General features: G+C 40.3%; 23 protein-coding genes. All 23 read left to right on the top strand.

Annotation, left to right across the window (positions count from 1 at the left end; translation table 11 throughout):
* Nucleotides 1–256: 256 nt before the first annotated feature.
* The 23 genes from spoVT (at nt 257) to lysS (ending at nt 22,726) form a co-directional block, all read left to right on the top strand.
* On the top strand, nt 257–793 hold the full coding sequence (spoVT, locus tag BFU02S_RS06450; RefSeq protein WP_066368168.1) for a stage V sporulation protein T: 537 nt from the start codon (nt 257–259) through the stop codon (nt 791–793).
* A gap of 122 nt (nt 794–915) precedes the next feature.
* Nucleotides 916–2,520: a putative polysaccharide biosynthesis protein gene (locus tag BFU02S_RS06445; RefSeq protein WP_066368134.1), complete on the top strand. Its 1,605-nt coding sequence runs from the start codon at nt 916–918 to the stop codon at nt 2,518–2,520.
* Nucleotides 2,517–3,986 carry a bifunctional methyltransferase/pyrophosphohydrolase YabN gene (gene yabN / locus BFU02S_RS06440; protein ID WP_066368131.1) on the top strand — a complete coding sequence of 490 codons (1,470 nt, stop codon included), beginning with the start codon at nt 2,517–2,519 and terminating at the stop codon, nt 3,984–3,986. The genes BFU02S_RS06445 and yabN overlap by 4 nt, the downstream gene beginning before the upstream one ends.
* 17 nt (nt 3,987–4,003) lie before the next feature.
* On the top strand, nt 4,004–4,279 hold the full coding sequence (locus BFU02S_RS06435; RefSeq protein ID WP_066368129.1) for an RNA-binding S4 domain-containing protein: 276 nt from the start codon (nt 4,004–4,006) through the stop codon (nt 4,277–4,279).
* A gap of 78 nt (nt 4,280–4,357) precedes the next feature.
* Entirely contained in the window at nt 4,358–4,660 is a 303-nt protein-coding gene (gene yabP / locus BFU02S_RS06430) for a sporulation protein YabP (protein ID WP_066368126.1), read from the top strand.
* Nucleotides 4,657–5,289, top strand: a complete 633-nt coding sequence (yabQ, locus tag BFU02S_RS06425; RefSeq protein ID WP_066368124.1) for a spore cortex biosynthesis protein YabQ — start codon at nt 4,657–4,659, stop codon at nt 5,287–5,289. Before yabP ends, yabQ begins: the two co-directional genes overlap by 4 nt.
* Before the next feature lie 12 nt (nt 5,290–5,301).
* Entirely contained in the window at nt 5,302–5,685 is a 384-nt protein-coding gene (locus tag BFU02S_RS06420; protein WP_066368122.1) for an FtsB family cell division protein, read from the top strand.
* 94 nt (nt 5,686–5,779) lie between these two features.
* Complete coding sequence (locus tag BFU02S_RS06415; protein WP_066368120.1) at nt 5,780–6,208, top strand: S1 domain-containing RNA-binding protein; 429 nt, start codon at nt 5,780–5,782, stop codon at nt 6,206–6,208.
* 355 nt (nt 6,209–6,563) lie between these two features.
* Nucleotides 6,564–9,035, top strand: coding sequence for a stage II sporulation protein E (gene spoIIE, locus BFU02S_RS06410; protein WP_066368118.1), 2,472 nt, complete (start codon nt 6,564–6,566; stop codon nt 9,033–9,035).
* Between the two features lie 94 nt (nt 9,036–9,129).
* Entirely contained in the window at nt 9,130–9,867 is a 738-nt protein-coding gene (locus tag BFU02S_RS06405) for a vWA domain-containing protein (protein WP_066368116.1), read from the top strand.
* Nucleotides 9,836–10,837 carry a serine/threonine protein kinase PrkT gene (gene prkT, locus BFU02S_RS06400; RefSeq protein ID WP_066368113.1) on the top strand — a complete coding sequence of 334 codons (1,002 nt, stop codon included), beginning with the start codon at nt 9,836–9,838 and terminating at the stop codon, nt 10,835–10,837. Before BFU02S_RS06405 ends, prkT begins: the two co-directional genes overlap by 32 nt.
* A gap of 149 nt (nt 10,838–10,986) precedes the next feature.
* Nucleotides 10,987–12,369, top strand: coding sequence for a tRNA lysidine(34) synthetase TilS (gene tilS / locus BFU02S_RS06395; protein ID WP_066368111.1), 1,383 nt, complete (start codon nt 10,987–10,989; stop codon nt 12,367–12,369).
* 22 nt (nt 12,370–12,391) lie between these two features.
* On the top strand, nt 12,392–12,940 hold the full coding sequence (gene hpt / locus BFU02S_RS06390; RefSeq protein ID WP_066368110.1) for a hypoxanthine phosphoribosyltransferase: 549 nt from the start codon (nt 12,392–12,394) through the stop codon (nt 12,938–12,940).
* A 112-nt stretch (nt 12,941–13,052) separates the two neighbouring features.
* Nucleotides 13,053–15,008 carry an ATP-dependent zinc metalloprotease FtsH gene (ftsH, locus tag BFU02S_RS06385; protein ID WP_066368108.1) on the top strand — a complete coding sequence of 652 codons (1,956 nt, stop codon included), beginning with the start codon at nt 13,053–13,055 and terminating at the stop codon, nt 15,006–15,008.
* Nucleotides 15,009–15,116: 108 nt separating this feature from the next.
* Nucleotides 15,117–15,896, top strand: coding sequence for a type III pantothenate kinase (locus tag BFU02S_RS06380; protein ID WP_066368106.1), 780 nt, complete (start codon nt 15,117–15,119; stop codon nt 15,894–15,896).
* Between the two features lie 21 nt (nt 15,897–15,917).
* The gene (gene hslO, locus BFU02S_RS06375; RefSeq protein WP_066368104.1) at nt 15,918–16,796 is read left to right on the top strand and encodes an Hsp33 family molecular chaperone HslO; all 879 of its coding nucleotides are present in this window, start codon (nt 15,918–15,920) and stop codon (nt 16,794–16,796) included.
* Nucleotides 16,797–17,077: 281 nt separating this feature from the next.
* Nucleotides 17,078–18,004 (top strand): cysteine synthase A, encoded by a 927-nt coding sequence (gene cysK / locus BFU02S_RS06370; RefSeq protein WP_066368100.1) that lies wholly within the window; start codon nt 17,078–17,080, stop codon nt 18,002–18,004.
* Between the two features lie 90 nt (nt 18,005–18,094).
* A complete protein-coding gene (gene folP, locus BFU02S_RS06365; RefSeq protein WP_066368097.1) occupies nt 18,095–18,925 on the top strand; it encodes a dihydropteroate synthase in 831 nt (276 codons plus the stop codon).
* A gap of 5 nt (nt 18,926–18,930) precedes the next feature.
* The gene (gene folB / locus BFU02S_RS06360) at nt 18,931–19,293 is read left to right on the top strand and encodes a dihydroneopterin aldolase (protein WP_066368095.1); all 363 of its coding nucleotides are present in this window, start codon (nt 18,931–18,933) and stop codon (nt 19,291–19,293) included.
* A gap of 2 nt (nt 19,294–19,295) precedes the next feature.
* A complete protein-coding gene (gene folK, locus BFU02S_RS06355) occupies nt 19,296–19,823 on the top strand; it encodes a 2-amino-4-hydroxy-6-hydroxymethyldihydropteridine diphosphokinase (protein WP_066368093.1) in 528 nt (175 codons plus the stop codon).
* Nucleotides 19,775–19,981, top strand: a complete 207-nt coding sequence (locus tag BFU02S_RS06350; RefSeq protein ID WP_066368091.1) for a helix-turn-helix domain-containing protein — start codon at nt 19,775–19,777, stop codon at nt 19,979–19,981. The genes folK and BFU02S_RS06350 overlap by 49 nt, the downstream gene beginning before the upstream one ends.
* A gap of 55 nt (nt 19,982–20,036) precedes the next feature.
* Entirely contained in the window at nt 20,037–21,038 is a 1,002-nt protein-coding gene (dusB, locus tag BFU02S_RS06345) for a tRNA dihydrouridine synthase DusB (protein WP_066368086.1), read from the top strand.
* Nucleotides 21,039–21,241: 203 nt separating this feature from the next.
* Nucleotides 21,242–22,726: a lysine--tRNA ligase gene (lysS, locus tag BFU02S_RS06340; RefSeq protein ID WP_066368083.1), complete on the top strand. Its 1,485-nt coding sequence runs from the start codon at nt 21,242–21,244 to the stop codon at nt 22,724–22,726.
* The last annotated feature ends 223 nt before the right edge of the window (nt 22,727–22,949 follow it).

Here is a 22,949-nt window from a genome sequence, read left to right as displayed (position 1 = left end):
TCCTGTATATGTGAAAAAATTGTGAATAGAACTTACCAGATGAAAGATACTAAGTTCAAAGTTGGCAAATAAGGATTTTTATCTTAAAACGATAATGATCCAGGCCTTTAAGTAACCCAACTCTGGCATTAAATTATCTTCTTTCTAAAGAAAGGTATTTTGGTCATGAGGAATGATTTACCGGGAGTTATTAAGGTGCCGCCGCAATTCTATTTGCCAAGTTCAACAATCATCAGATGAAAGTGAGGCAACATGGATGAAAGCAACTGGAATAGTTCGTCGAATCGATGATTTGGGTCGTGTCGTCATCCCCAAAGAAATACGGAGGACTTTACGTATCCGCGAAGGGGATCCGTTAGAGATTTTCGTTGACCGGGATGGTGAAGTGATTTTAAAGAAGTATTCACCGATCAGCGAGTTAAGCGATTTTGCCAAGGAGTATGCGGAAGCCCTATTTGACAGCCTCGGTAATCCTGTTTTGATCTGTGACCGCGATGCTTTTATCGCAGTAGCAGGGGGATCTAAAAAAGATTATTTAAATAAAAGTATTAGCGATTTAGTCGAGAAAACAATGGAGGATCGAAATTCTGTCCTCGTTACACAGCAAGGAGATGTTGCTCTTGCTGATGGCAATGAAGAAACAGTATCATCCTATACAATTGGTCCGATTATTGCAAATGGAGATCCAATTGGCGCCGTTATTATTTATTCCAAAGAAGGCACACTAGGCGAAGTAGAACAAAAGGCAGTTGAAACAGCAGCCGGCTTTTTAGCACGGCAGATGGAACAATAAAAGGCAGCTATGGCTGCCTTTTTCTATTTCCAGATTATTTTGGGTAGCGAAAGTGCAGGCCAAGGAGCTTCAGTATTTATATGTTATAATACGGTAGAGTATTTTTATCAGCAGGTGAACATATGGAGCATGTGAATCCGTCTAAGGCTTTATTTAAAGGGGCTATGATTTTGGCCATTGCCGGTTTGGTAACAAAAGTATTAAGTGCCTTTTATCGTATACCTTTTCAGAATATTGTCGGAGATACCGGCTTTTACATATACCAGCAAGTATATCCGTTTTACGCCATTGCTGTTGCCTTTTCGACAACAGGTTTTCCAGTGGTGATTTCCAAGCTGTACGCTGAACAAAAGGAAAAGTCTCGTTTACTGCTTTTTGTTTCATTTCTTTATTTACAGTTATTTGGTCTTATTTGCTTTACGTTACTTTATTGTAGTGCGGGCCCGCTAGCGCAATTCATGGGGGATCGTCATCTGTCGGTGATCATAAAAGTGGTTTCGTTTGTATTTTTAACATCACCTGTGATTTCCGTATTAAGGGGATATTATCAAGGCACGGGTGATATGATCCCTACTGCATTATCCCAAGTAGGCGAACAAAGTATACGAGTATTAACCATTATGATTTTGGCCTATCTGTTTATGCAAAAAGGTTTTTCTTTGTATATTACAGGCGGCGGGGCAATGTTCGGGTCGATTACCGGAAGTATTGTCTCATTTGTCATTTTGTTTACGTTTTTATGGAAACGTAAAGAATGGAAAGTAATTGCCCCGGAAAAAGGAATGATCAAAAGGAATCTGCCAGATGTCAAGCAGTTGGTGAAGGAGCTGACCTTTCAGGGATTTACGATTGCCTTGAGCGGCATGCTGATGGTTTTTATGCAATTAGCCGATTCATTAAATCTTTATTCGTTACTGACGGAAAGTGGTATTGACAAGGAACTGGCCAAAAGTCTTAAGGGAATCTATGACCGCGGACAGCCGCTCATTCAATTGGGGACTGTAGCAGCGGCCTCGATATCGTTATCGCTTGTTCCGTTGATTACCCGAGAAAGACTTTCGGCAAGACGGGAGTTATTACAGCAAAAAATCCAATCTGCTTTAAAGGTCAGTATCGTCATTGGGATTGGCGCCTCCGCTGGACTATGGGCAGTGATTACCCCAACTAACATTATGTTGTTTAAAGATGCCTCAGGGTCTGATGTTTTGGGTGTCCTTAGTTTTGTTATATTGTTTACATCCCTTATTGCCGCTGTAACAGGTATTATGCAGGGGTTAGGGAATCTGACGGCACCAGCGCTCGCGGCCGTATCCGTTTTTCCGATAAAGTATATGTTTAATATGGTTCTGATCCCGGTGCTGGGAATGATGGGAGCCGCTGTTTCTTCTCTTCTGGCGCTATTTGCAGTGTCTGTTTTTCTGTTTATTCGTTTAAAAAGGATTGTGAACATTTCCCTGCGCTTTTTAAACATTACGATTTTAGCTGCACTTGTAATGGTTGTATTTTTAAAGGGATATCTTTACCTTATCGAGTCACTTATGCACCTCCTAGTTTCGGCCCGGCTGAGAGCCGCAGTGGAAGCATTAAGTGCTGTAGGGCTTGGCGGGATTTTATTTTTATGGGCTGTTATAAAAGGAAGAGTGTTTGATGTAGAAGAACTGGCTTTATTTCCGTTAGGAAGTAAAATTATCTACTTTATCAAGCGAAAGGAGCGAGATGACGAATGACAAATAAAATCGAAATAGTGGGTTTGGGAGCAGGGGATCTAGATCAGCTGCCCCTTGGCGTTTATAGAAAATTGCTGAAATCAGCTCATGTTTTTTTACGGACGAAAGAGCATCCAGTTGTACAGGAATTAGAAAAGGAAGGCTTCCGTTATATATCGTTTGATCATATTTATGAAAGGCATGAACAATTTTCTGAAGTTTATCAGGAAATTGCCAGGGTATTATTGAATCAAGCCCGCTCCCAGCCGGTTATTTACGCTGTTCCGGGTCATCCTTTAGTGGCGGAGCAAACCGTACAGCTATTATTGGAACAAGGGCCAAAAGAACAGGTCGAAATTGTAATCGGCGGCGGCGGGAGCTTTATTGATGCCCTGTTTACTTCATTAAAAATTGATCCGATTGAGGGATTTCAGCTGTTGGATGGTACGGATCTTCATGTAGGGCAGCTGCAAATGGATCAGCATTTGATTATTTGCCAGATCTATGACCAATTTGTTGCCTCCAATGTGAAATTAACTTTGATGGAGAAATACCCGGATGACTATGAGGTATGGATTGTTACAGCAGCCGGCAGCAAAAATGAAGCAATGGAAAAAGTACCATTATACGAACTAGACCGCAGTGTAACCATTAATAATCTTACTTCTGTCTACATACCGCCCGTACAGGACGACGCCATTATGTGGAAGAATTTCAGCAAACTTCGCGATATTATTGCTATTTTAAGAGGACCGAATGGCTGTCCATGGGATCTTAAGCAAACGCATGAATCGTTAAAAACATATCTAATTGAAGAAACGTTTGAAGTAATTGAAGCGATTAACAGTGAGGATGTTGATCATTTAATTGAAGAACTAGGCGATGTTCTCTTACAGGTGATGCTCCATGCGCAAATTGGGGAAGATGAAGGGTATTTCTCTATTGATGATATAATCGAAGGGCTCTGTGCCAAAATGATTCGTAGACATCCTCATGTGTTTGGAACGGGAAAAGCGGAAAATGCAGAGGAAGTCGTGAAAAATTGGCAGGAAATTAAGCAACAGGAGAAAGAAAGTGTCCAGTCGGCGTCGTTAATGGATGGTGTATCTATGGCTCAGCCCAATTTACTAAGGGCATTTGAATTGCAGAAGAAGGCAGCCAAGGTAGGGTTTGATTGGGAGGATATCGGGCCTGCAATGGAGAAAGTGAAAGAAGAACTGCAGGAATTTGTTGCTGAACTTGATGACACGGAAGAAGGTCTCTTACATGCCAAACAAGAATTCGGGGATTTATTGTTTGCCTTTGTGAATGTGGCAAGATTTTTACAAATCAACCCGGAGGAAGCTTTATTTGCAACAAACCAAAAATTTATCCGACGTTTTCAACATGTAGAGGAAAAGGTGAAAGAAAGCGGCAGGACATTTGCAGAGCATACACTTTCAGAGCTTGATGTATACTGGGAAGATGCTAAATCCAAGGGATTATAATAAGGGGGAGATGTTTTATGCGTTTAGACAAGTTTTTAAAAGTATCAAGATTAATTAAACGAAGGACATTGGCAAAAGAAGTATCCGATCAAGGCAGAATTGAAATTAACGGGAAAGAAGCAAAAGCAAGTTCAACTGTAAAAGTGGGGGACGAACTTAGACTCCGTCTTGGCCAGCGAATTCTTATCGTTAGAATTGACCGCATTCAAGAAACATCGAAGAAAGAGGAAGCTGCAGGGATGTATACGATTATTAAGGAGGAACGGACTAATTCGCAAGAAACACGACCATAATGGACGGGTTCTAAATTTTCCATCCCTTACATAAAAATGTACAGAATGGGTTGTACAAATGATTGTGAGGGATGAATAATGAATCAATATTATGACAATAGCCCAGCCAAAAGCAGCATTCCGGATCATGATGTCATTATGAGAGGGCGCAAGCTTCTAGATATTACGGGAGTAAAACAGGTAGAAAGTTTTGATAATGAGGAGTTTTTATTGGAAACATCGATGGGGTTTCTGGCAATAAAAGGACAAAATTTGCAAATGAAAAACCTTGATGTGGAAAAAGGTATTGTCTCCATTAAAGGAAAAGTATTCGAATTGGTCTACATTGATGACCAACATGGGGAGAAAGCTAAAGGATTCTTTAGCAAGTTATTCCGATGACCCTCTCAACACAATTTCTAACGATGATTTCTATGATTGGAATGGGGTCGCTGTTTGGCGCGATGTTTGATACTTATCAGCGTTTCTTGCAGCGACCAAAGCGGAAACAATGGATTGTCTTCATTAATGACTTGCTCTTTTGGATTATTCAAGCAATGCTTGTTTTTTATACTTTATTCTTAGTAAATAGCGGTGAAATTAGATTCTATATCTTCATTGCCCTCCTATGCGGGTTTGCTGCCTACCAAAGCTTATTTAAAAATATTTACTTGCGAGTATTGGAACTCATAATTCAAACCGTCATTACGATTTCCCGAATTACAAAGAGAACCTTCCTGCTTCTGATTTATAACCCGATTGTCGGGTTGGTTCAACTTATGATTATCATTGTTCTTTCGATTGGCAGGGGGCTTTTATCCCTTGTCAAATTTGTTTCGAGGATACTATTATTTATAGTAAAAGCAGTTTTCGGGATTGTGAAAAAAATATTATTAATTTTTTGGAAACTGATGCCGAAAGGTCTTAAAAATTCCGTCGAGAAGTTATATAATAAAACGGCAGGAAATTTCAAGAAAATCGGGAATTATATCCTTAAGTGGAGAGATAGATGGAAAAAAAAGAAAGAGTAAGGAGGCTTTGGGATGGGAGCGGTTCAAAAAAGAAATGTATCGAAAATGGAGACAACCTATGTTAAACAACAGGAACACTTAGAGATCGCATCGGCAAGAAAAAGGAAATTATTACTAAGGAGGCTTTCGATATTTTTCGTATTTGCCTGCTTTATTTCTTATTTATTGATATCCAGTAATATATCTCAAACCGCGGCCCTTGATGCCAAAGTGGCACAAAAGAAGAAGCTGGAAGCAAAACTCAATGACCTTAAACATCAGCAAAGTATCTTGAAACAGGATATTGTCAACTTAAATGATGATGATTACATTGCGAAACTAGCAAGGAAAGAATACTTTTTCTCGGACAAAAATGAAATTATCTTTAATATTCCTGACGGCAAAAAGGAAAAATGAACTAATTTGTAGTGTTATTGACACTCAATTTTTCCTTTCTGTATAATATATTGTAAGTATATTTTTTATATTTTTAAGGAGGAAAATTTTTTTTATGTCAATTGAAGTAGGCAGCAAGTTACAAGGGAAGGTAACAGGGATTACAAATTTCGGAGCGTTTGTGGAGCTGCCGGATGGTACAACTGGACTTGTACACATCAGCGAGGTTGCTGACAACTATGTAAAAGATATAAATGATCATCTAAAGGTCGGGGACCAAGTTGAAGTGAAAGTCATTAATGTTGAAAAGGATGGAAAGATTGGGCTATCTATTAAAAAGGCAAAGGATAGACCAGAATCGGAAAGAAAGCATGCACACGCTCATACGCAACGTCCTCGTCAAGGCAGATCAAATGATCGTAATAAGACTGAGTCCTTTGAGGCAAAAATGGCAAAGTTTCTTAAAGATAGTGAAGATCGTTTATCTTCCTTAAAGCGGCACACAGAATCCAAGCGGGGAGGAAGAGGTGCCAGACGCGGGTAACTTGCTGCTCACTTTTAATCAAATATAGCTGGATTTACGGATAGAAGACAAGTCTTTTAGGGCTTGTCTTTTTTATTTAAAGTAAAGAAATTTTTGACTTCGAAAATTGTCCAGCTCCACAAGGAAAGCTCTGGCAGCATAAGCATCACACGTCTAAAAGCGATAGCTTTTAGGCGGAGGCACAGCTGCTCGAGGTTTTTTATTCGACAACAAAAATTGTCTAAATAGCATGGAATGGATAATTCTAGTGGAAACCGTCGAACGATTCTTTTATTCTGTTCACTATTTTGACAAACTTTTAATTCTACTAAACTTATAATAATTGGCAACGATGAAATAGAGGGAGTGGATTTTAATGGAAAAGGTAGAGCGGGGTTTAATAGAACCGATCGGGGAAGTTAACTTTCATTCATCAAAATGGGACCCATGGAGTGTTGTAAATAAAGTCCAATCGTTGCTGGATCATTTTTTGATAAAAAAAGGCTTAGCGTTATTAATTATCGGCTTTTTACTTGGTCGAGCGTTGATTTTGGACAAGCTTACACCGTTTAGTCTTCCTTTCTTTGCATCTGTTTATTTAATTAAAAAAGATCGGGCACCCTTGGCTTTAATTGGGTTGGTTACAGGAGCGGCGACCATCTCGATAGGCAATGCAGCCTCAACGTTTGTGATCACCTTTTCCTTTCTGGCAATTTTCCGTATCAGTCAAAGATGGCTCGATAATGAAATGAAGGCATTGCCATTCTTTAGCGGGATGATTTTGGGAATTGGAAAATTGTTAGAGGCCTTTCTTGTTTCGAGGCAAGTCACTTTATATGATGTGATGATGGTGGGAGTCCAGGCAAGCCTTGCATTTATCTTGACGATGATCTTTCTGCAAAGCATTCCCCTACTAACTTTCCATAAACGGCGGCAATTATTGAAGACAGAAGAGATCGTCTGTTTGATTATTATGCTTGCTTCTATACTAACGGGTACAATTGGCTGGAAGGTATATGGTTTATCAATGGACCATATCATGTCCCGCTATTTAGTGTTAGTATTTTCATTTATCGCCGGAGCGACGATTGGCTCGACAGTCGGCGTTGTCACTGGGCTGATTTTTAGTCTTGCAAATGTATCAAGCTTTTATCAAATGAGTTTATTGGCCTTCTCCGGGGTATTAGGAGGATTATTAAAGGAAGGGAAAAAAGTTGGAGTTGCTGTAGGGCTGCTAATTGCAACGTTATTAATTTCTATGTACGGCGAAGGGGGAGGCTCTTTAAAAACGACTGTTCTTGAGGCAGCTGTAGCAATTCTATTGTTTTTATTAACACCTCAAAGCTTAACAGCAAGACTGGCAAAATATATCCCTGGAACTTCTGAACATACAGCTGAACAACAAAAATATATGCGGAAGATGCGTGATGTCACAGCACAGCGGGTTTCTCAATTTTCCACTGTCTTTAATGCTCTTTCCAAAAGCTTTTCACAGGCAGAAGTCCTATCGGACGAGGAAGAAAGTGTCCGTGAAATGGATTTCTTTATGAGCAACGTGACAGAAAAGACATGTCAAACATGCTTTAAAAAGGAACAGTGCTGGGCTAAAAACTTTAATACAACCTATGCTTATTTAGAAGAAGTTATACATGAAATGGATCAAAATAATGGGAATGTCTCCCTAAGATTATCCAGGGAATGGGACAAGTATTGTTCACGCTCCAAAAAGGTTTATGACACTATTTCTCAGGAATTAACGTATTTTCAAGCCAATCAAAAGCTAAAAAAGCAGGTGAAGGAAAGCCGTAAGCTTGTTGCTGAACAATTATTAGGAGTTTCCGAGGTAATGGAGAATTTCGCTAAAGAAATTCAGCGGGAACGGGAAAATCATTATAAACAGGAAGAACAAATTATTGAAGCTCTTCAGGGATTTGGCATCCACATTGAACAAGTGGAAATATACAGCCTTGAACCAGGAAACATTGATATCGAGATGTCCCTCCCATTTTACAATACCCATGGTGAATGTGAAAAAATCATTGCACCAATGCTGTCAGATATCCTGGGGGAAACAATTGTTGTGAAACATGAAAATGCCGAATTCGCAGATGATTTTTGTCATGCGGTCTTTAGGTCATCCAAAGCCTATAGGATCGAAACAGGAATAGCTCATGCTGCAAAGGACGGCGGTTTAATCTCAGGTGACAGTTTTTCAACCATTGAGCTTGGTGCCGGGAAATTTGCCATTGCAATAAGCGATGGGATGGGAAATGGCGAGCGAGCCCATTATGAAAGCAAAGAAACATTACAATTATTACAAAAAATCCTCCAATCAGGAATTGATGAAAAAGTGGCAATTAAATCGATTAATTCGATTCTGTCATTAAGAACAACAGATGAAATTTTCGCTACATTAGATTTGGCAATTATCGATTTAAAAAATGCTGCAGCAAATTTCCTGAAGATTGGCTCAACTCCGAGCTTTATTAAGCGAGGGAAGAAAGTTATTAAAATCCAGGCAAGTAATCTGCCGATGGGAATTCTCCAAGAATTCGAAGTCGATGTCGTCAGCGAGCAGCTGAAGGCAGGGGATTTATTAATTATGATGAGTGATGGGGTATTTGAAGGTCCAAAACATGTAGAAAATTATGATTTATGGATGAAAAGGAAGATCCTAGAGTTAGAAACAGACGATCCGCAAGAGATTGCTGATTTAATTATGGAAGATGTTATTCGCTCTCGATCCGGAATGATCCCTGATGATATGACGGTAACAGTTGCGAAAATAAAGCATAATACACCAAAGTGGGCATCCATTCCTGTTCATTCCTTTAAACGAAGAGCATAAGTGATTATTTTATCCGAGATCCTTTATTAATATGTATAAATCCCCTCCACATAGCCGAAAATGGTACCAATAAATAGTGTGGAGGGAGAAGTTTATGTATACAGGAAAACTCAGGCAAGTGCTATTAATTACAGATGGCTGTTCCAATCAAGGTGAGGATCCGATTGCCATGGCTGCACTAGCCAAGGAACAAGGAATTACCGTTAATGTAATTGGTGTAATGGAGCATGATGTTATTGATGAAAAAGGTATGACAGAAATTGAAGGAATTGCCGCCTCAGGCGGCGGGATCAGTCAAATTGTTTATGCAGAGGCGCTCTCACAAACTGTGCAAATGGTTACTCGCAAAGCCATGAACCAAACGATTCAAGGGGTTGTTAATCGGGAACTGCAGCAAATTTTAGGACGTTCGAAAACAATGGAAGACCTGCCGCCGGAAAAGCGCGGTGAAGTAATGGAGATTGTCGACGAACTGGGGGAAACTGTCGATTTAGAAGTGTTGATTCTTGTCGATACCAGTGCAAGCATGAAAACTAAACTGCCGACAGTAAAGGAGGCCCTGCTGGACTTGTCTCTTAGCCTAAACGCAAGGACTGGGGAAAATCTATTTTCTGTTTATGCATTTCCCGGAAAAAGGGCTGATGTTGAAAAATTGCTGGATTGGACGCCAAATCTACAATCTTTGACAAGTATTTTTTCCAAGTTGTCTACAGGCGGCATTACACCGACAGGCCCGGCACTAAGAGCTGCTTTATCTTCGTTTAACCAAAAACCATCCTTAAGGAGTCTGCTGGCGAGCGATGATGAATCATACTTTGAAGAATCCATGTAAAGTCAGCCCTGGAACTATTATTAAAGGGAAATGGCATGGCAATCAATATACGATTATAAAAGAGTTGGGATTTGGTGCAAACGGGGTTGTTTACCTTGCCAAAGGCAGGAATGGGCAAGTAGCATTAAAAATGAGCACAAATGGGATGTCGATCACTTCGGAGGTCAATGTGTTAAAATCATTTGCAAAGGTCCAGGGAACTTCAACCCTTGGGCCTTCTTTGCTTGATGTTGATGATTGGGAGGTAAACCGATCGAAAATTTCCTTTTATGTTATGGATTATCTTCAAGGAATAGATTTTCTCTCCTTTATTGAGCAAAAGGGAAAATCGTGGATGCCGATTTTAATTTTGCAGCTGCTGAATGACTTGGCAAATTTGCATGATAACGGCTGGGTGTTTGGAGATTTAAAACCTGAAAACTTGATTGTCACTGGCCCGCCTCCGAAAATTAGATGCATCGATGTTGGTGGTACAACTGTCCGGGGTAGGGCCATTAAGGAATTTACAGAGTTTTATGACCGCGGTTATTGGGGATTGGGTTCCAGAAAGGCAGAACCATCATACGATTTGTTTGCAGTAGCGATGATTATGATCAATACTGCCTATCCGAAACGATTTAAAAAGACGATCGGCGGGCTAAAACAATTAACTGAAGCGATCTGTCAAAAACCAGAGCTGACGAAATTTAATAAGGTCATGATAAAGGCACTACAAGGTCATTACAGTACAGCCATACAGATGAGAACAGAGTTATTAGCAAAATTAACTCAGCCAAAACAGGATGACAGGAAACAGCCTTCAGCTGTCCCTATAACTAAAAAATCAAACAAATCCGTAAAATCAAGTCCACCGCTTTCAAGACAGCATTACCGTAAGACAAAGAAAAGAAAAGGATGGATGGATTTTTTTGTAATTTTGGCGCTTCTTGGCGCTCTATATGGATTTTATATTTTTACAAAACTTTTGTAATTGGATGAAACCTCTTTAAGGTTTATTCGTAAAAAGTAGGTGTTCATGAAATTCCATCTTTTTTAAGGAAAATTTTTAGCATCGTAGGCAAGTCTAAAATTAGATGATATGCTAAAGATAAACTTTTTGGTTAAGGAAGAGTAGAAAAAATGTTGGAAACAAAGGTTGAAGCCTTTTTGAGACGCCGTTCATTTTCCCTTCATAATAAAAAAGTGGTTGTCGGTGTTTCAGGCGGACCCGACTCTTTAGCGCTGCTTCATTATTTGATTAGTAAAAGGGAAAAATCAAACCTTTCACTCGTTGTCGCACATGTTGACCATATGTTTCGCGGTCAGGAATCTTATGAGGATGCGCTGTATGTGAAGGATTATTGTAAGCAGGCGAATGTTCTGTTTGAAATGGTACAAATCGATGTACCTAAGGTAATGAAGGAGACAGGGATGAGTGCAGAGCTTGCTGGAAGGGAAGTCCGCTATCAATTTTATCAGCAAGTTATGGAAAAGTATGGGTTTAATTATTTGGCACTTGGGCATCATGGCGATGATCAAATAGAAACCATTTTAATGCGCTTAACAAGAGGAAGTACAGGAATGGCAAGGGCAGGAATTCCATTCGTCCGGCCATTTCAACATGGGAGCATTTTCCGGCCGTTCTTATGTGTGTCAAAATCGGAGATTGAGGATTATTGCAGGCGCCATAACCTTTCGCCAAGAATTGACTCGAGTAATAGTGAGAGTATCTATAGCAGAAATAGATTTCGCCACCAGGTCCTGCCTTTTTTAAAAAAGGAAAATCCGCTTGTTCATGAACAATTTCAGCGCTTTAGCGAAGATATGCAGGCGGATGAGAGCCTTCTGCAGGAATTAACTGTCCGAGAAATGAATACAGTAGTGACAAACAAAGAAATTAGCAGGGTAACAATAGATATTGCCCGGCTGCTTAAAGTGCCTTTACCTTTACAAAGAAGAGGGATTCAACTAATATTAAACTATCTTTACAAAGGAGTAACTGGATCTCTTTCATCAGTACATATTGACCAAATATTTCACTTGATTCATCATGGTGAGCCGTCAGGCAGGCTTGATTTTCCAAACGGATTAAAAGTGATTCGTTCTTATTCTGAAATAACATTTCAGTTTCATCTGGATAAACCTGAACCCTATTTCTTTGAAATGAATGGGCCAGGCAAAGTGGCGCTGCCAAACAGTCAAGTCATTTACGTTGATATAGTAACGGAACCAAGTAAGACCAGCTCAAATGCAGCTGTCTTTCCTGCAGAAAGCGTTGAATGGCCGATTATAATCCGCACGCGAAAACAAGGTGACCGTATGACACTAAAAGGCATGAAAGGATCAAGGAAATTAAAAGATATCTTTATTGATCATAAGATCCCTCTTGATCAACGAGATATTTGGCCGGTTATTACTGACAAAGAAGGCGGAATTCTTTGGCTCCCAGGGCTGAAAAAATCCGTATTAGAAGGAAGAGACAGTTCCATACAACAATATATCTTATTCACATATGAAAGTTAGCATCTTCTAGGGGGCACAATTTATGTTAAACCAAGATATTGAAAAAGTGTTAGTATCGGAAGAAGAAATTCAAGAGAAAATTAAAGAGTTAGGAGTTCGATTAACAGAGGAATATAAGAACCGCTTCCCCCTTGCCATTGGTGTCTTAAAAGGTGCCATGCCGTTTATGGCAGATTTATTAAAGCGGATGGACTGCTATTTGGAAATGGATTTCATGGATGTATCCAGTTACGGGAATGCGATGGTTTCTTCGGGGGAAGTTAAAATTATAAAGGATTTGGACACTTCTGTTGAAGGAAGGGATCTGTTGATTATTGAAGATATAATTGACAGCGGTCTTACCCTTAGTTATTTAGTTGATTTATTTCACTACCGTAAGGCAAAATCAGTCAAAATTGTCACGTTGCTCGACAAACCAGCAGGAAGAAAAAGCAAGATACAAGCTGATTATGTTGGATTTATTGTACCTGATGAATTTGTTGTCGGTTACGGACTTGATTATATGGAGAAATATCGAAACCTCCCATATATTGGGGTGTTAAAACCTGAAGTATACAGCAATAATCAATAAATAACGGCAGGGTGTTAAAGAGCTGTTCCCTTTATAGGAGCAATTTCTTGAATTAGGAAGATTTTCTATGATACCATTTACTATAGTTTTTACCCGCGGGAGGAGGTAAGAGATGAATCGAATTTTCCGTAACACCATCTTTTATGTATTGATATTTTTAGTCATAATTGGCGTTGTCAGCTTCTTTAACGGAAGTAATGAACCGACCGATCACATTACCTATGATAAATTTGTGTCACAATTAGAAAATGGCCAGATTAAATCATTTTCAATGCAACCTGACCGGGGTGTATATGAAGTTCGCGGTGAAATGGAAGCGAACGGTAAGAAGTTTATTACCTATATTCCGGACAGTGAAAAAATTCTTGACCGTATTGATCAGGCCAAGTCAAAAGTGGATGTCCTGCCTGCTAAAGAGACAAGCGGCTGGGTTACCTTCTTTACTTCGATTATTCCATTTGTGATTATCTTTATTTTATTCTTCTTCTTACTCAATCAAGCTCAGGGCGGCGGCAGCCGGGTTATGAACTTTGGCAAATCGAAAGCAAAGCTTTATAACGATGATAAGAAAAAGGTGCGATTTAGAGATGTAGCTGGAGCTGATGAAGAGAAGGCGGAGCTAGTTGAAGTGGTCGAATTCTTAAAAGATCCGCGGAAATTTGCGGAACTGGGAGCGCGGATCCCTAAAGGCGTGCTTCTAGTTGGACCTCCTGGAACTGGTAAGACATTACTGGCCCGTGCGGTTGCCGGTGAAGCAGGTGTGCCGTTCTTCTCGATCAGTGGATCTGACTTTGTTGAAATGTTTGTTGGGGTCGGAGCCTCCCGTGTTCGTGATTTATTTGAAAACGCCAAGAAAAATGCTCCTTGTATTATTTTTATTGATGAAATTGATGCCGTTGGTCGTCAACGTGGGGCCGGTCTCGGCGGAGGTCATGATGAGCGGGAGCAAACATTAAACCAATTACTGGTTGAAATGGATGGATTTGGCGCTAATGAAGGGATTATTATTATTGCGGCAACGAACCGTCCGGATATTTTGGATCCTGCATTGCTCCGTCCAGGACGTTTTGACAGGCAAATTACCGTTGATCGTCCGGATGTCAATGGCCGTGAGGCAGTATTAAGAGTACATGCACGTAATAAACCGTTGGATGAATCTGTCAATCTGAAAAATATTGCAATGCGTACACCTGGATTTTCAGGGGCAGACTTAGAGAACTTATTAAATGAAGCAGCCCTTGTAGCTGCCCGGCAAAATAAAAAGAAAATTGATATGGTGGATATTGATGAAGCGACAGACCGGGTTATTGCTGGTCCAGCGAAAAAAAGCCGTGTCATCTCCGAAAAGGAACGAAGAATTGTTGCCTTCCACGAAGGCGGACATACCGTTATCGGCTTAGTGCTGGATGAAGCTGAAATGGTCCATAAGGTTACAATTGTACCAAGGGGTCAGGCCGGCGGTTATGCTGTTATGCTGCCAAAAGAGGACCGTTATTTTATGACCAAGCCGGAGCTTTTGGATAAAATTGTCGGTTTGCTTGGCGGCCGAGTTGCTGAAGAAATTGTCTTTGGGGAAGTCAGCACTGGAGCTCACAATGACTTCCAGCGTGCGACAGGTATCGCACGCCGCATGGTAACGGAATTTGGTATGAGTGAAAAGCTTGGACCGCTCCAGTTCGGTCAGGCACAAGGCGGTCAAGTCTTCTTGGGACGTGACATCCACAATGAGCAAAATTATTCCGATGCTATTGCATATGAAATTGATTTAGAAATTCAACGTATTATTAAAGAATGTTATGAAAGATGTAAAAAGATTCTTACTGAAAACCGGGATAAACTTGATCTGATTGCAAAGACCCTATTAGAAGTGGAAACATTAAATGCTGAGCAGATTAGGTATTTAGTGGAGTACGGACATTTGCCGAAAGACCCTGCCGAGCTTGAAAAAGTGAAGCTGGATTTGAAAAAAGATGATGTAAAAGTCACTATCAACAAAAAGAAGGATGAAGAGATTGTAGAAGAGAAATCCTTCTTGGATACTCCTCCTGAGGATATTGATTATAAATAAATTTCAAAAAAGAGTGCTTCCATTGAAGCACTCTTTTTTTCCAAGTATACTTTTGATTATGTTATGATGTTTGCAGTATGAATAATCTATAAAAAGTGAGTGATCGGTTTGATTTTCGTATTTGATGTAGGAAATACCAATATTGTTCTTGGTGTTTATGATGGGGATGACCTTAAATTTCATTGGCGTATTGAAACAAGCCGGAACCGCACGGAAGATGAATTTGCTATGAATGTAAAAACATTGTTCGATTATTCCGGTCTGGCCTTCTCGGATATAGATGGCATTATTATTTCGTCTGTAGTACCGCCTATTATGTTTGCGCTGGAAAGAATGTGCCAGAAATATTTTCATGTTAAACCGCTCGTTGTCGGTCCGGGGATCAAGACGGGTTTGAATATTAAATATGAAAATCCACGGGAAGTAGGCGCAGACCGGATTGTGAATGCAGTCGCTGCCATTCATGAATATGGGAGCCCTCTGATTATTGTAGATTTCGGAACGGCCACTACGTATTGCTATGTAAATGAGGAACGCCAATATATGGGTGGTGCTATAGCTCCAGGTATCGGAATTTCTACAGAAGCCTTATATTCTAGAGCTGCAAAACTGCCACGGATTGAAATTACCCGTCCTGAGGGGATTATTGGGAAAAACACAGTTTCTGCAATGCAGGCAGGTATCGTATATGGCTATGTCGGACAAGTTGAAGGTATTGTCAAGCGGATGATGGAGCAAAGCACGAAGAAACCTACTGTCATTGCCACAGGCGGACTGGCAAACTTAATCGCCCAGGAGTCGAATATGATTGATATTGTAGATCCATTTTTAACATTAAAGGGCTTGCAGCTTATCTATAAAAGAAACCATGGGCATCATAAGGATTAACAGCTTGAAAGGAGTAAAGTCATGAACGATTATCTTGTAAAGGCGCTTGCTTATAACGGGTATATCAGAGCCTACGCTACCAGAACGACAGAAACTGTCAGTGAGGCGCAGCGGCGTCATCAATCATGGCGGACAGCTTCAGCCGCACTTGGCCGCACGTTGACCGCAGGGGTTATGATGGGAGCTATGTTAAAGGGAAATGAAAAGCTGACAATTAAAATTGACGGCGGGGGGCCGGTTGGACCTATATTAGTGGATTGTAATGCCAAAGGTGAGGTCCGAGGTTATGTAACTAATCCTCAGGTTGATTTTGAAGCGAACGAACACGGTAAGCTTGATGTCCGCCGCGCGGTGGGTACTGACGGAATGTTATCCGTTGTCAAAGACCTTGGGCTTCGTGATTTCTTTTCCGGTCAGGTGCCGCTTGTTTCCGGCGAATTAGGGGAAGACTTTACTTATTATTTTGCAACATCAGAGCAAATACCGTCCTCAGTTGGAGTCGGCGTTTTAGTGAATCCTGATGACAGCATACTGGCCGCAGGCGGCTTTATTATTCAAGTAATGCCCGGAACAGAAGATACGATTATTTCCAAATTGGAGGAGAACTTAAAAAACATACCGCCCATTTCTAAATTAATCGAAAAAGGTTTAACTCCCGAGGCCATATTGGATGAACTGTTCGGCAAAGAGAATGTAAAAGTAATCGAGACCATGCCGGTAAAATTCCAATGTACCTGTTCAAAGGAGCGTTTTGCTGATGCCATTGTTGGTTTAGGTACTAAGGAGATTCATGATATGATTGAGGAGGATGGTCAGGCCGAAGCACACTGTCACTTTTGTAATGAAAAATATCTATTTACAAAAGAAGAACTGGAAGAATTGTTAGAGCAGGCAAAATAAAGTTTATTCAGGTGGAAAACTCTATCATTGATGAGTTTTCAGATGGTTGTTTCTTACGGATAAAGGCAGTCTGAAACAAGACAAATTCATGAAAAGAAATTTAATAAACGATTTTCTTCAAGGGGTATCCAATAACTATAGAATGGACTTATTGGATATCCCCTTTTCATTTTATTTACCATTTTTTCGAATATTTTAAATCAAACCAATTGACAAAATGGGTTGGAAGGGGTACATTCTATATAAATCCAATAAAAATACTCGGAATAGAGGTGCGCTTAATGGTACGCGTTGCAAATTCAGTAACTGAATTAATCGGTCAAACACCAATTGTGAAGTTAAACAGATTAGTAGATGAAAATAGTGCAGAAGTTTATTTGAAACTGGAATATTTTAATCCTGGGAGCAGTGTGAAAGACCGGATTGGTTTAGCGATGATTGAAGCTGCTGAGGAACAAGGTTTAATTAAACCGGGCGATACGATTGTTGAACCGACAAGCGGCAATACTGGAATTGGCCTTGCCATGGTTGCAGCAGCAAAGGGGTATAAAGCAGTGTTTGTTATGCCTGAGACGATGAGTTTAGAAAGACGCAATTTGCTTCGCGCTTACGGGGCTGAGCTTGTTCTAACTCCTGGACCTGAGGGAATGAAGGGGGCAATTGCCCGTGCCGAAGCGCTGGTAGAAGAAAAGGGATACTTTATGCCCCAGCAATTTAAAAATCCGGCAAATCCGGAAGTTCATGCAAGAACAACAGGTAAAGAAATTGTCCAGCAAATAGAGCATCTAGATGCATTTGTTTCAGGAATTGGGACGGGTGGGACCATCTCCGGGGCAGGCAGCGTGCTTCGTGAGAAGTTCCCTAATATCAAAATCGTGGCGGTTGAGCCGCAAGATTCCCCGGTTCTTTCAGGAGGAAAACCTGGTCCGCATAAACTTCAAGGGCTTGGTGCTGGATTTGTCCCTGATACATTAAATACTGATATTTATGATGAAGTTATTCAAGTAAGTACCGAACAAGCCTTTGCTGCATCCCGCCGCGCTGCAAGAGAAGAAGGAATTCTTGGTGGAATTTCATCTGGTGCAGCAATTCACGCAGCATTGGAAGTTGCGAAGAAGTTAGGGAAGGGCAAAAAAGTATTAGCCATTATTCCAGATAACGGAGAGCGTTATTTAAGTACTCCACTTTATCAATACGATACTGAGTAATAGCCCCAAAGAGGTGCTGGCATAGAGCCGTGCCTCTTTTTTCATTTTCATGTATGATAGAAGAAGTGAAGTGTAAAGGAGGGAAAAGGTATGGAAGCTATACATAAGCAAATTCATTGCGGTCCTTATACATTAGAATTTGGAAAAAAAACAATGATAATGGGTATTTTGAATGTCACTCCAGATTCCTTTTCAGATGGAGGCAAATTCGACAGGGTCGAAAAAGCTGTTGAACATGCAAAGGAAATGGCGGAAAATGGGGCTGATATAATCGATATCGGCGGGGAATCAACCCGGCCTGGTCATGACCCTGTTACTTTAGAGGAGGAACTAAACAGAGTGCTTCCAGTTATTGAAGCAGTGGCCAAAAAGGTGAAAATACCGATATCCATTGATACATATAAAGCAGAAACAGCCAGACAGGCAATTGAGGCTGGAGCAACGATCATTAATGATATTTGGGGAGCTAAAGCCGATGAGAACATGGCGGCTGTTGCGGCTGAAAAGAATGTTCCAATTATTTTAATGCATAACCGGCATGATCGAAATTATCGTCACTTTATTAGAGATGTCATAAATGACCTTTATGAAAGTATTTCTATTGTGAAGAAGGCCGGCGTTAAGGATGATCAAATCATTTTGGATCCAGGAATTGGATTTGCTAAAGACTATCAGGAAAATCTATTTATGATGCGAAACTTGGACAAGCTGGTAAATCTCGGATATCCGGTGCTTTTGGCTGCTTCGCGTAAAAGAATGATCGGGGAAGCATTAGATCTTCCAGTAGATGAGAGAATGGAAGGAACAGGGGCAGTTATTTGCTATGGAATTCAAAAGGGATGTCAAATTGTTCGTGTTCATGATGTGAAGGAAATGAGCAGAATGGCAAAAATGATGGATGTATTAATAGGAAAAGGATGATTACGATGGATAAGATTTATGTAACGGGAATGCAATTTTATGGCTATCATGGTGTTTTTCCGGAAGAAAATGTTCTCGGACAGCGTTTCGAGGTAGATTTAACGGCTTCCCTAAACTTAAAAGCAGCAGGAGAAACGGATCGTTTAGAGGATTCTGTAAATTATGGCGAGCTCTACACTATTTGCAAAGAAATCGTAGAAGGACCTAAACCCTACAAGTTGGTAGAAGCTGTTGCTGAAAAAATTGCTAATGGCGTATTAGTAGCTTATCCATCTGTAACAGAAGTCACAGTGAAAGTCATCAAGCCGGATCCTCCGATTCCCGGCCATTTCAAATCCGTTGCTGTAGAAATAACAAGGAGTAGATAAACTTGGTGAATTTAGCATATATTGCCCTTGGCTCTAACATTGGAAACCGCCATGCCAATTTAACAAATGCGATAAAAAGATTAGTAGATCATCCTGATATACATTTGGTAAATTATTCATCCATTTATGAAACGGAACCAGTTGGTTATGTAGAACAGGATTTATTTTTAAATATGGTAATTGAGATTAACACGTGTTTAAACGCCTTTCAACTGCTTGATAGGTGTTTAAAGATTGAAACTGAACTTGGAAGAAAAAGGGATATACGATGGGGACCAAGGACAATTGATCTTGACATTCTCAGTTTTAACCAAGAAAATATTAAAACAGAGAACCTTATCATTCCACATCCCCGCATACTGGAAAGAGCATTTGTGTTAATACCTCTTTTAGAGATTAACTCTGATTTCCATTTTCCGGGGATAGAAAAGCCTATTACATCATTGTTAAATGAATTACCAGATAAAGAAGGAGTCCGAATATGGAAGCAGAAAAATGGGGAAGACGTATTCGAGCTTATCGGAAGCTAAAAGGGTTTACACAGGAGGGCTTTTCGAAGGAACTAGGTGTTTCCGTCTCCGTTTTAGGAGAAATTGAAAGAGGGAACCGCCTTCCGGCAAAGGATTTACTTGAGCAAATAGCCCGCTCGTTAAAAATAAGTTTAGACGATCTTAAACCAAAAGATTAAGGCTACTGCGTGAGTTTTGATATAAATTTTTAGTTTAACAAAAGGAGGTTATGGGGTGTTAAAAATCGGCGATATTGAGATGAAGAATCCGGTTGTGCTGGCACCGATGGCTGGTGTGTGCAACTCGGCATTCCGTCTTACGGTAAAGGAGTTTGGAGCTGGCTTAGTTTGTGCGGAAATGGTCAGTGATAAAGGAATTTTGTTCAAAAATGAAAAGACGCTGAACATGCTCTATATTGATGAGCGTGAAAAACCACTGAGTTTGCAAATTTTTGGCGGTGAAAAAGAAACCCTTGTAGAAGCGGCAAAATTTGTTGATCAAAATACAAATGCAGATATTATCGATATTAATATGGGATGCCCGGTTCCGAAAATCACCAAGTGTGATGCGGGGGCCAAATGGCTTTTAGACCCGAATAAAATTTACGAAATGGTATCGGCTGTTGTTGACGTTGTTGAGAAACCTGTAACAGTTAAAATGCGGATGGGCTGGGATGATGAGCATATTTTTGCAGTTGAAAATGCCCAAGCTGTTGAACGTGCAGGAGGCAAAGCTGTTTCCCTGCACGGCAGGACTCGCGTACAGATGTATGAAGGCACTTCTAACTGGGATATCATCCGGGAAGTGAAACAATCTGTGAACATTCCTGTGATTGGCAACGGCGATGTGAAAACGCCCCAGGATGCTAAACGAATGCTTGATGAGACAGGCGTTGACGGCGTGATGATTGGCCGAGCAGCACTCGGCAACCCATGGATGATTTATCGCACAGTTCAGTATCTTGAAACAGGAAAGCTGATGGGTGAACCATCTGTCCGGGAGAAAATTGATGTATGCATTCTCCATTTAGACCGCCTAATCGCCCTTAAAAATGAAAATATTGCTGTACGGGAAATGCGTAAGCATGCTGCCTGGTATCTAAAAGGGATCCGGGGCAATGCCAAAGCCCGCAATGCTATAAATGAGTGCAACACACGCGATCAATTAGTAAACTTGTTAAATGATTTAGTTATAGAGGTAGAACAAAGAGAACAAAACGAAGCAAATGTAGGCTAAATTTGACAATACCAGGCTTGTTTTCTATAATAAGAATGTTTATGAATCCTGAGCTGCCAGAAGATTACTGGCAGTTTTTTTGTATAATAAAACTTTTTTGATGTCTGAACATCACGTTTTGTGTAAAATAATATAGTATGTAAAAAATGTCCTCGTCCATTTCAAGGATTATACATAAAAGGGATAATTGGAGTTGATTGGGAATGAGTCAAGAAGAATTAAATGACCAGCTACGGGTCAGACGTGAAAAAATGGCTGCTATGAGGGAAAGCGGCATCGATCCTTTCGGAAAGCGTTTTGAGCGTTCGCATTGTGCCAATGAACTGCATGAACATTATGATGAACTATCAAAAGAAGAACTTGAAGCAAATAATGTTCATGTTACATTAGCTGGGCGGATTATGACGAAACGTGGCAAAGGAAAGGCAGGATTTGCCCATATACAAGACTTGTCTGGGCAAATTCAAATCTATGTCCGACAAGATGCTGTTGGGGAAGAACAATATAAACTTTTCGATACAGCTGATTTAGGTGATATTATTGGTGTAGCAGGTAATCTTTTCAAAACAAAGACAGGCGAGCTTTCGATAAAAGTGCAGGAGTTTACCTTTTTAACAAAAGCGTTGAGGCCGCTGCCTGAGAAATTCCATGGATTAAAAGATATTGAACAACGTTACCGCCAGCGTTATCTTGACCTTATTATGAGCCAAGAGAGCAAGGAAACATTTATCACCCGCAGCCGTATCATACAATCCATTCGCCGCTATCTGGATAACCATGGCTATCTAGAAGTAGAAACTCCGATGATGCATGCCATCGCCGGCGGTGCAGCAGCACGTCCGTTCATTACCCATCATAATGCATTGGATATGCCGTTATATATGCGGATTGCAATCGAACTGCATTTAAAACGTTTGATTGTTGGCGGTTTAGAAAAAGTATATGAAATTGGCCGTGTTTTTAGAAATGAGGGTGTTTCGACTCGTCATAATCCAGAATTTACAATGATGGAGCTCTATGAGGCATATGCAGACTTCCATGATATTATGAGTCTTACAGAAAATCTAATTGCCCATGTCGCACAGGAAGTTCTGGGAACTACAAAAATCCAGTATGGCGAATATGAGGTCGATTTAAAGCCAGAGTGGAAACGGCTCCACATGGTCGATGCAATCAAAGAATATACAGGTGTGGACTTCTGGAAAGAAATGAGTGTGGAAGAAGCTCGCCAGCTTGCGAAGGAGCATGGTGTAGAAATCAATGATAATATGCTTTACGGCCATATTGTTAATGAGTTCTTTGAACAAAAAGTAGAAGAAAAATTGATCCAGCCTACTTTTATTTTTGGCCATCCGGTTGAAATTTCACCACTAGCCAAGAAAAATGAAGATGATCCAAGATTTACTGACCGATTTGAATTATTCATCGTTGCTCGCGAGCATGCCAATGCCTTCACTGAGCTAAATGATCCAATAGATCAGAGAGAACGTTTTGAAGCGCAGTTAAAAGAGCGGGAACAAGGAAACGATGAAGCTCACATGATGGATGAGGACTTTGTTGAAGCGTTAGAATATGGAATGCCGCCTACTGGTGGTCTAGGAATAGGAATTGATCGCCTAGTAATGCTGTTAACCAATTCGCCATCCATTCGTGATGTTTTATTATTCCCGTTAATGCGCCAGCGATAATATGGAAGAGTGCCGGAACTTCCGGCACTTCTTTTTCGGATAAATAATTTAAATATTTTTATTTTAATTTTATTATATAAAAACTATTGCGCCTAATCGTTAATGGTGATATATTTATATTCGTTGTTGTGAGACAACAATAAAATAGAAAAAGTTATTGACTTTTATTTGATAATTTGATATTATTAAAAAGTCGCTTTCGAGCGGTAAATAATAATAATAG

Source organism: Neobacillus fumarioli NBRC 102428 (assembly GCF_001591485.1).
Classification (GTDB): Bacteria; Bacillota; Bacilli; order Bacillales; family Cytobacillaceae; genus Neobacillus; species Neobacillus fumarioli.
The sequence above is the reverse complement of the archived record's forward strand: the minus strand, read 5'-3'. Positions and strand labels throughout refer to the sequence as shown.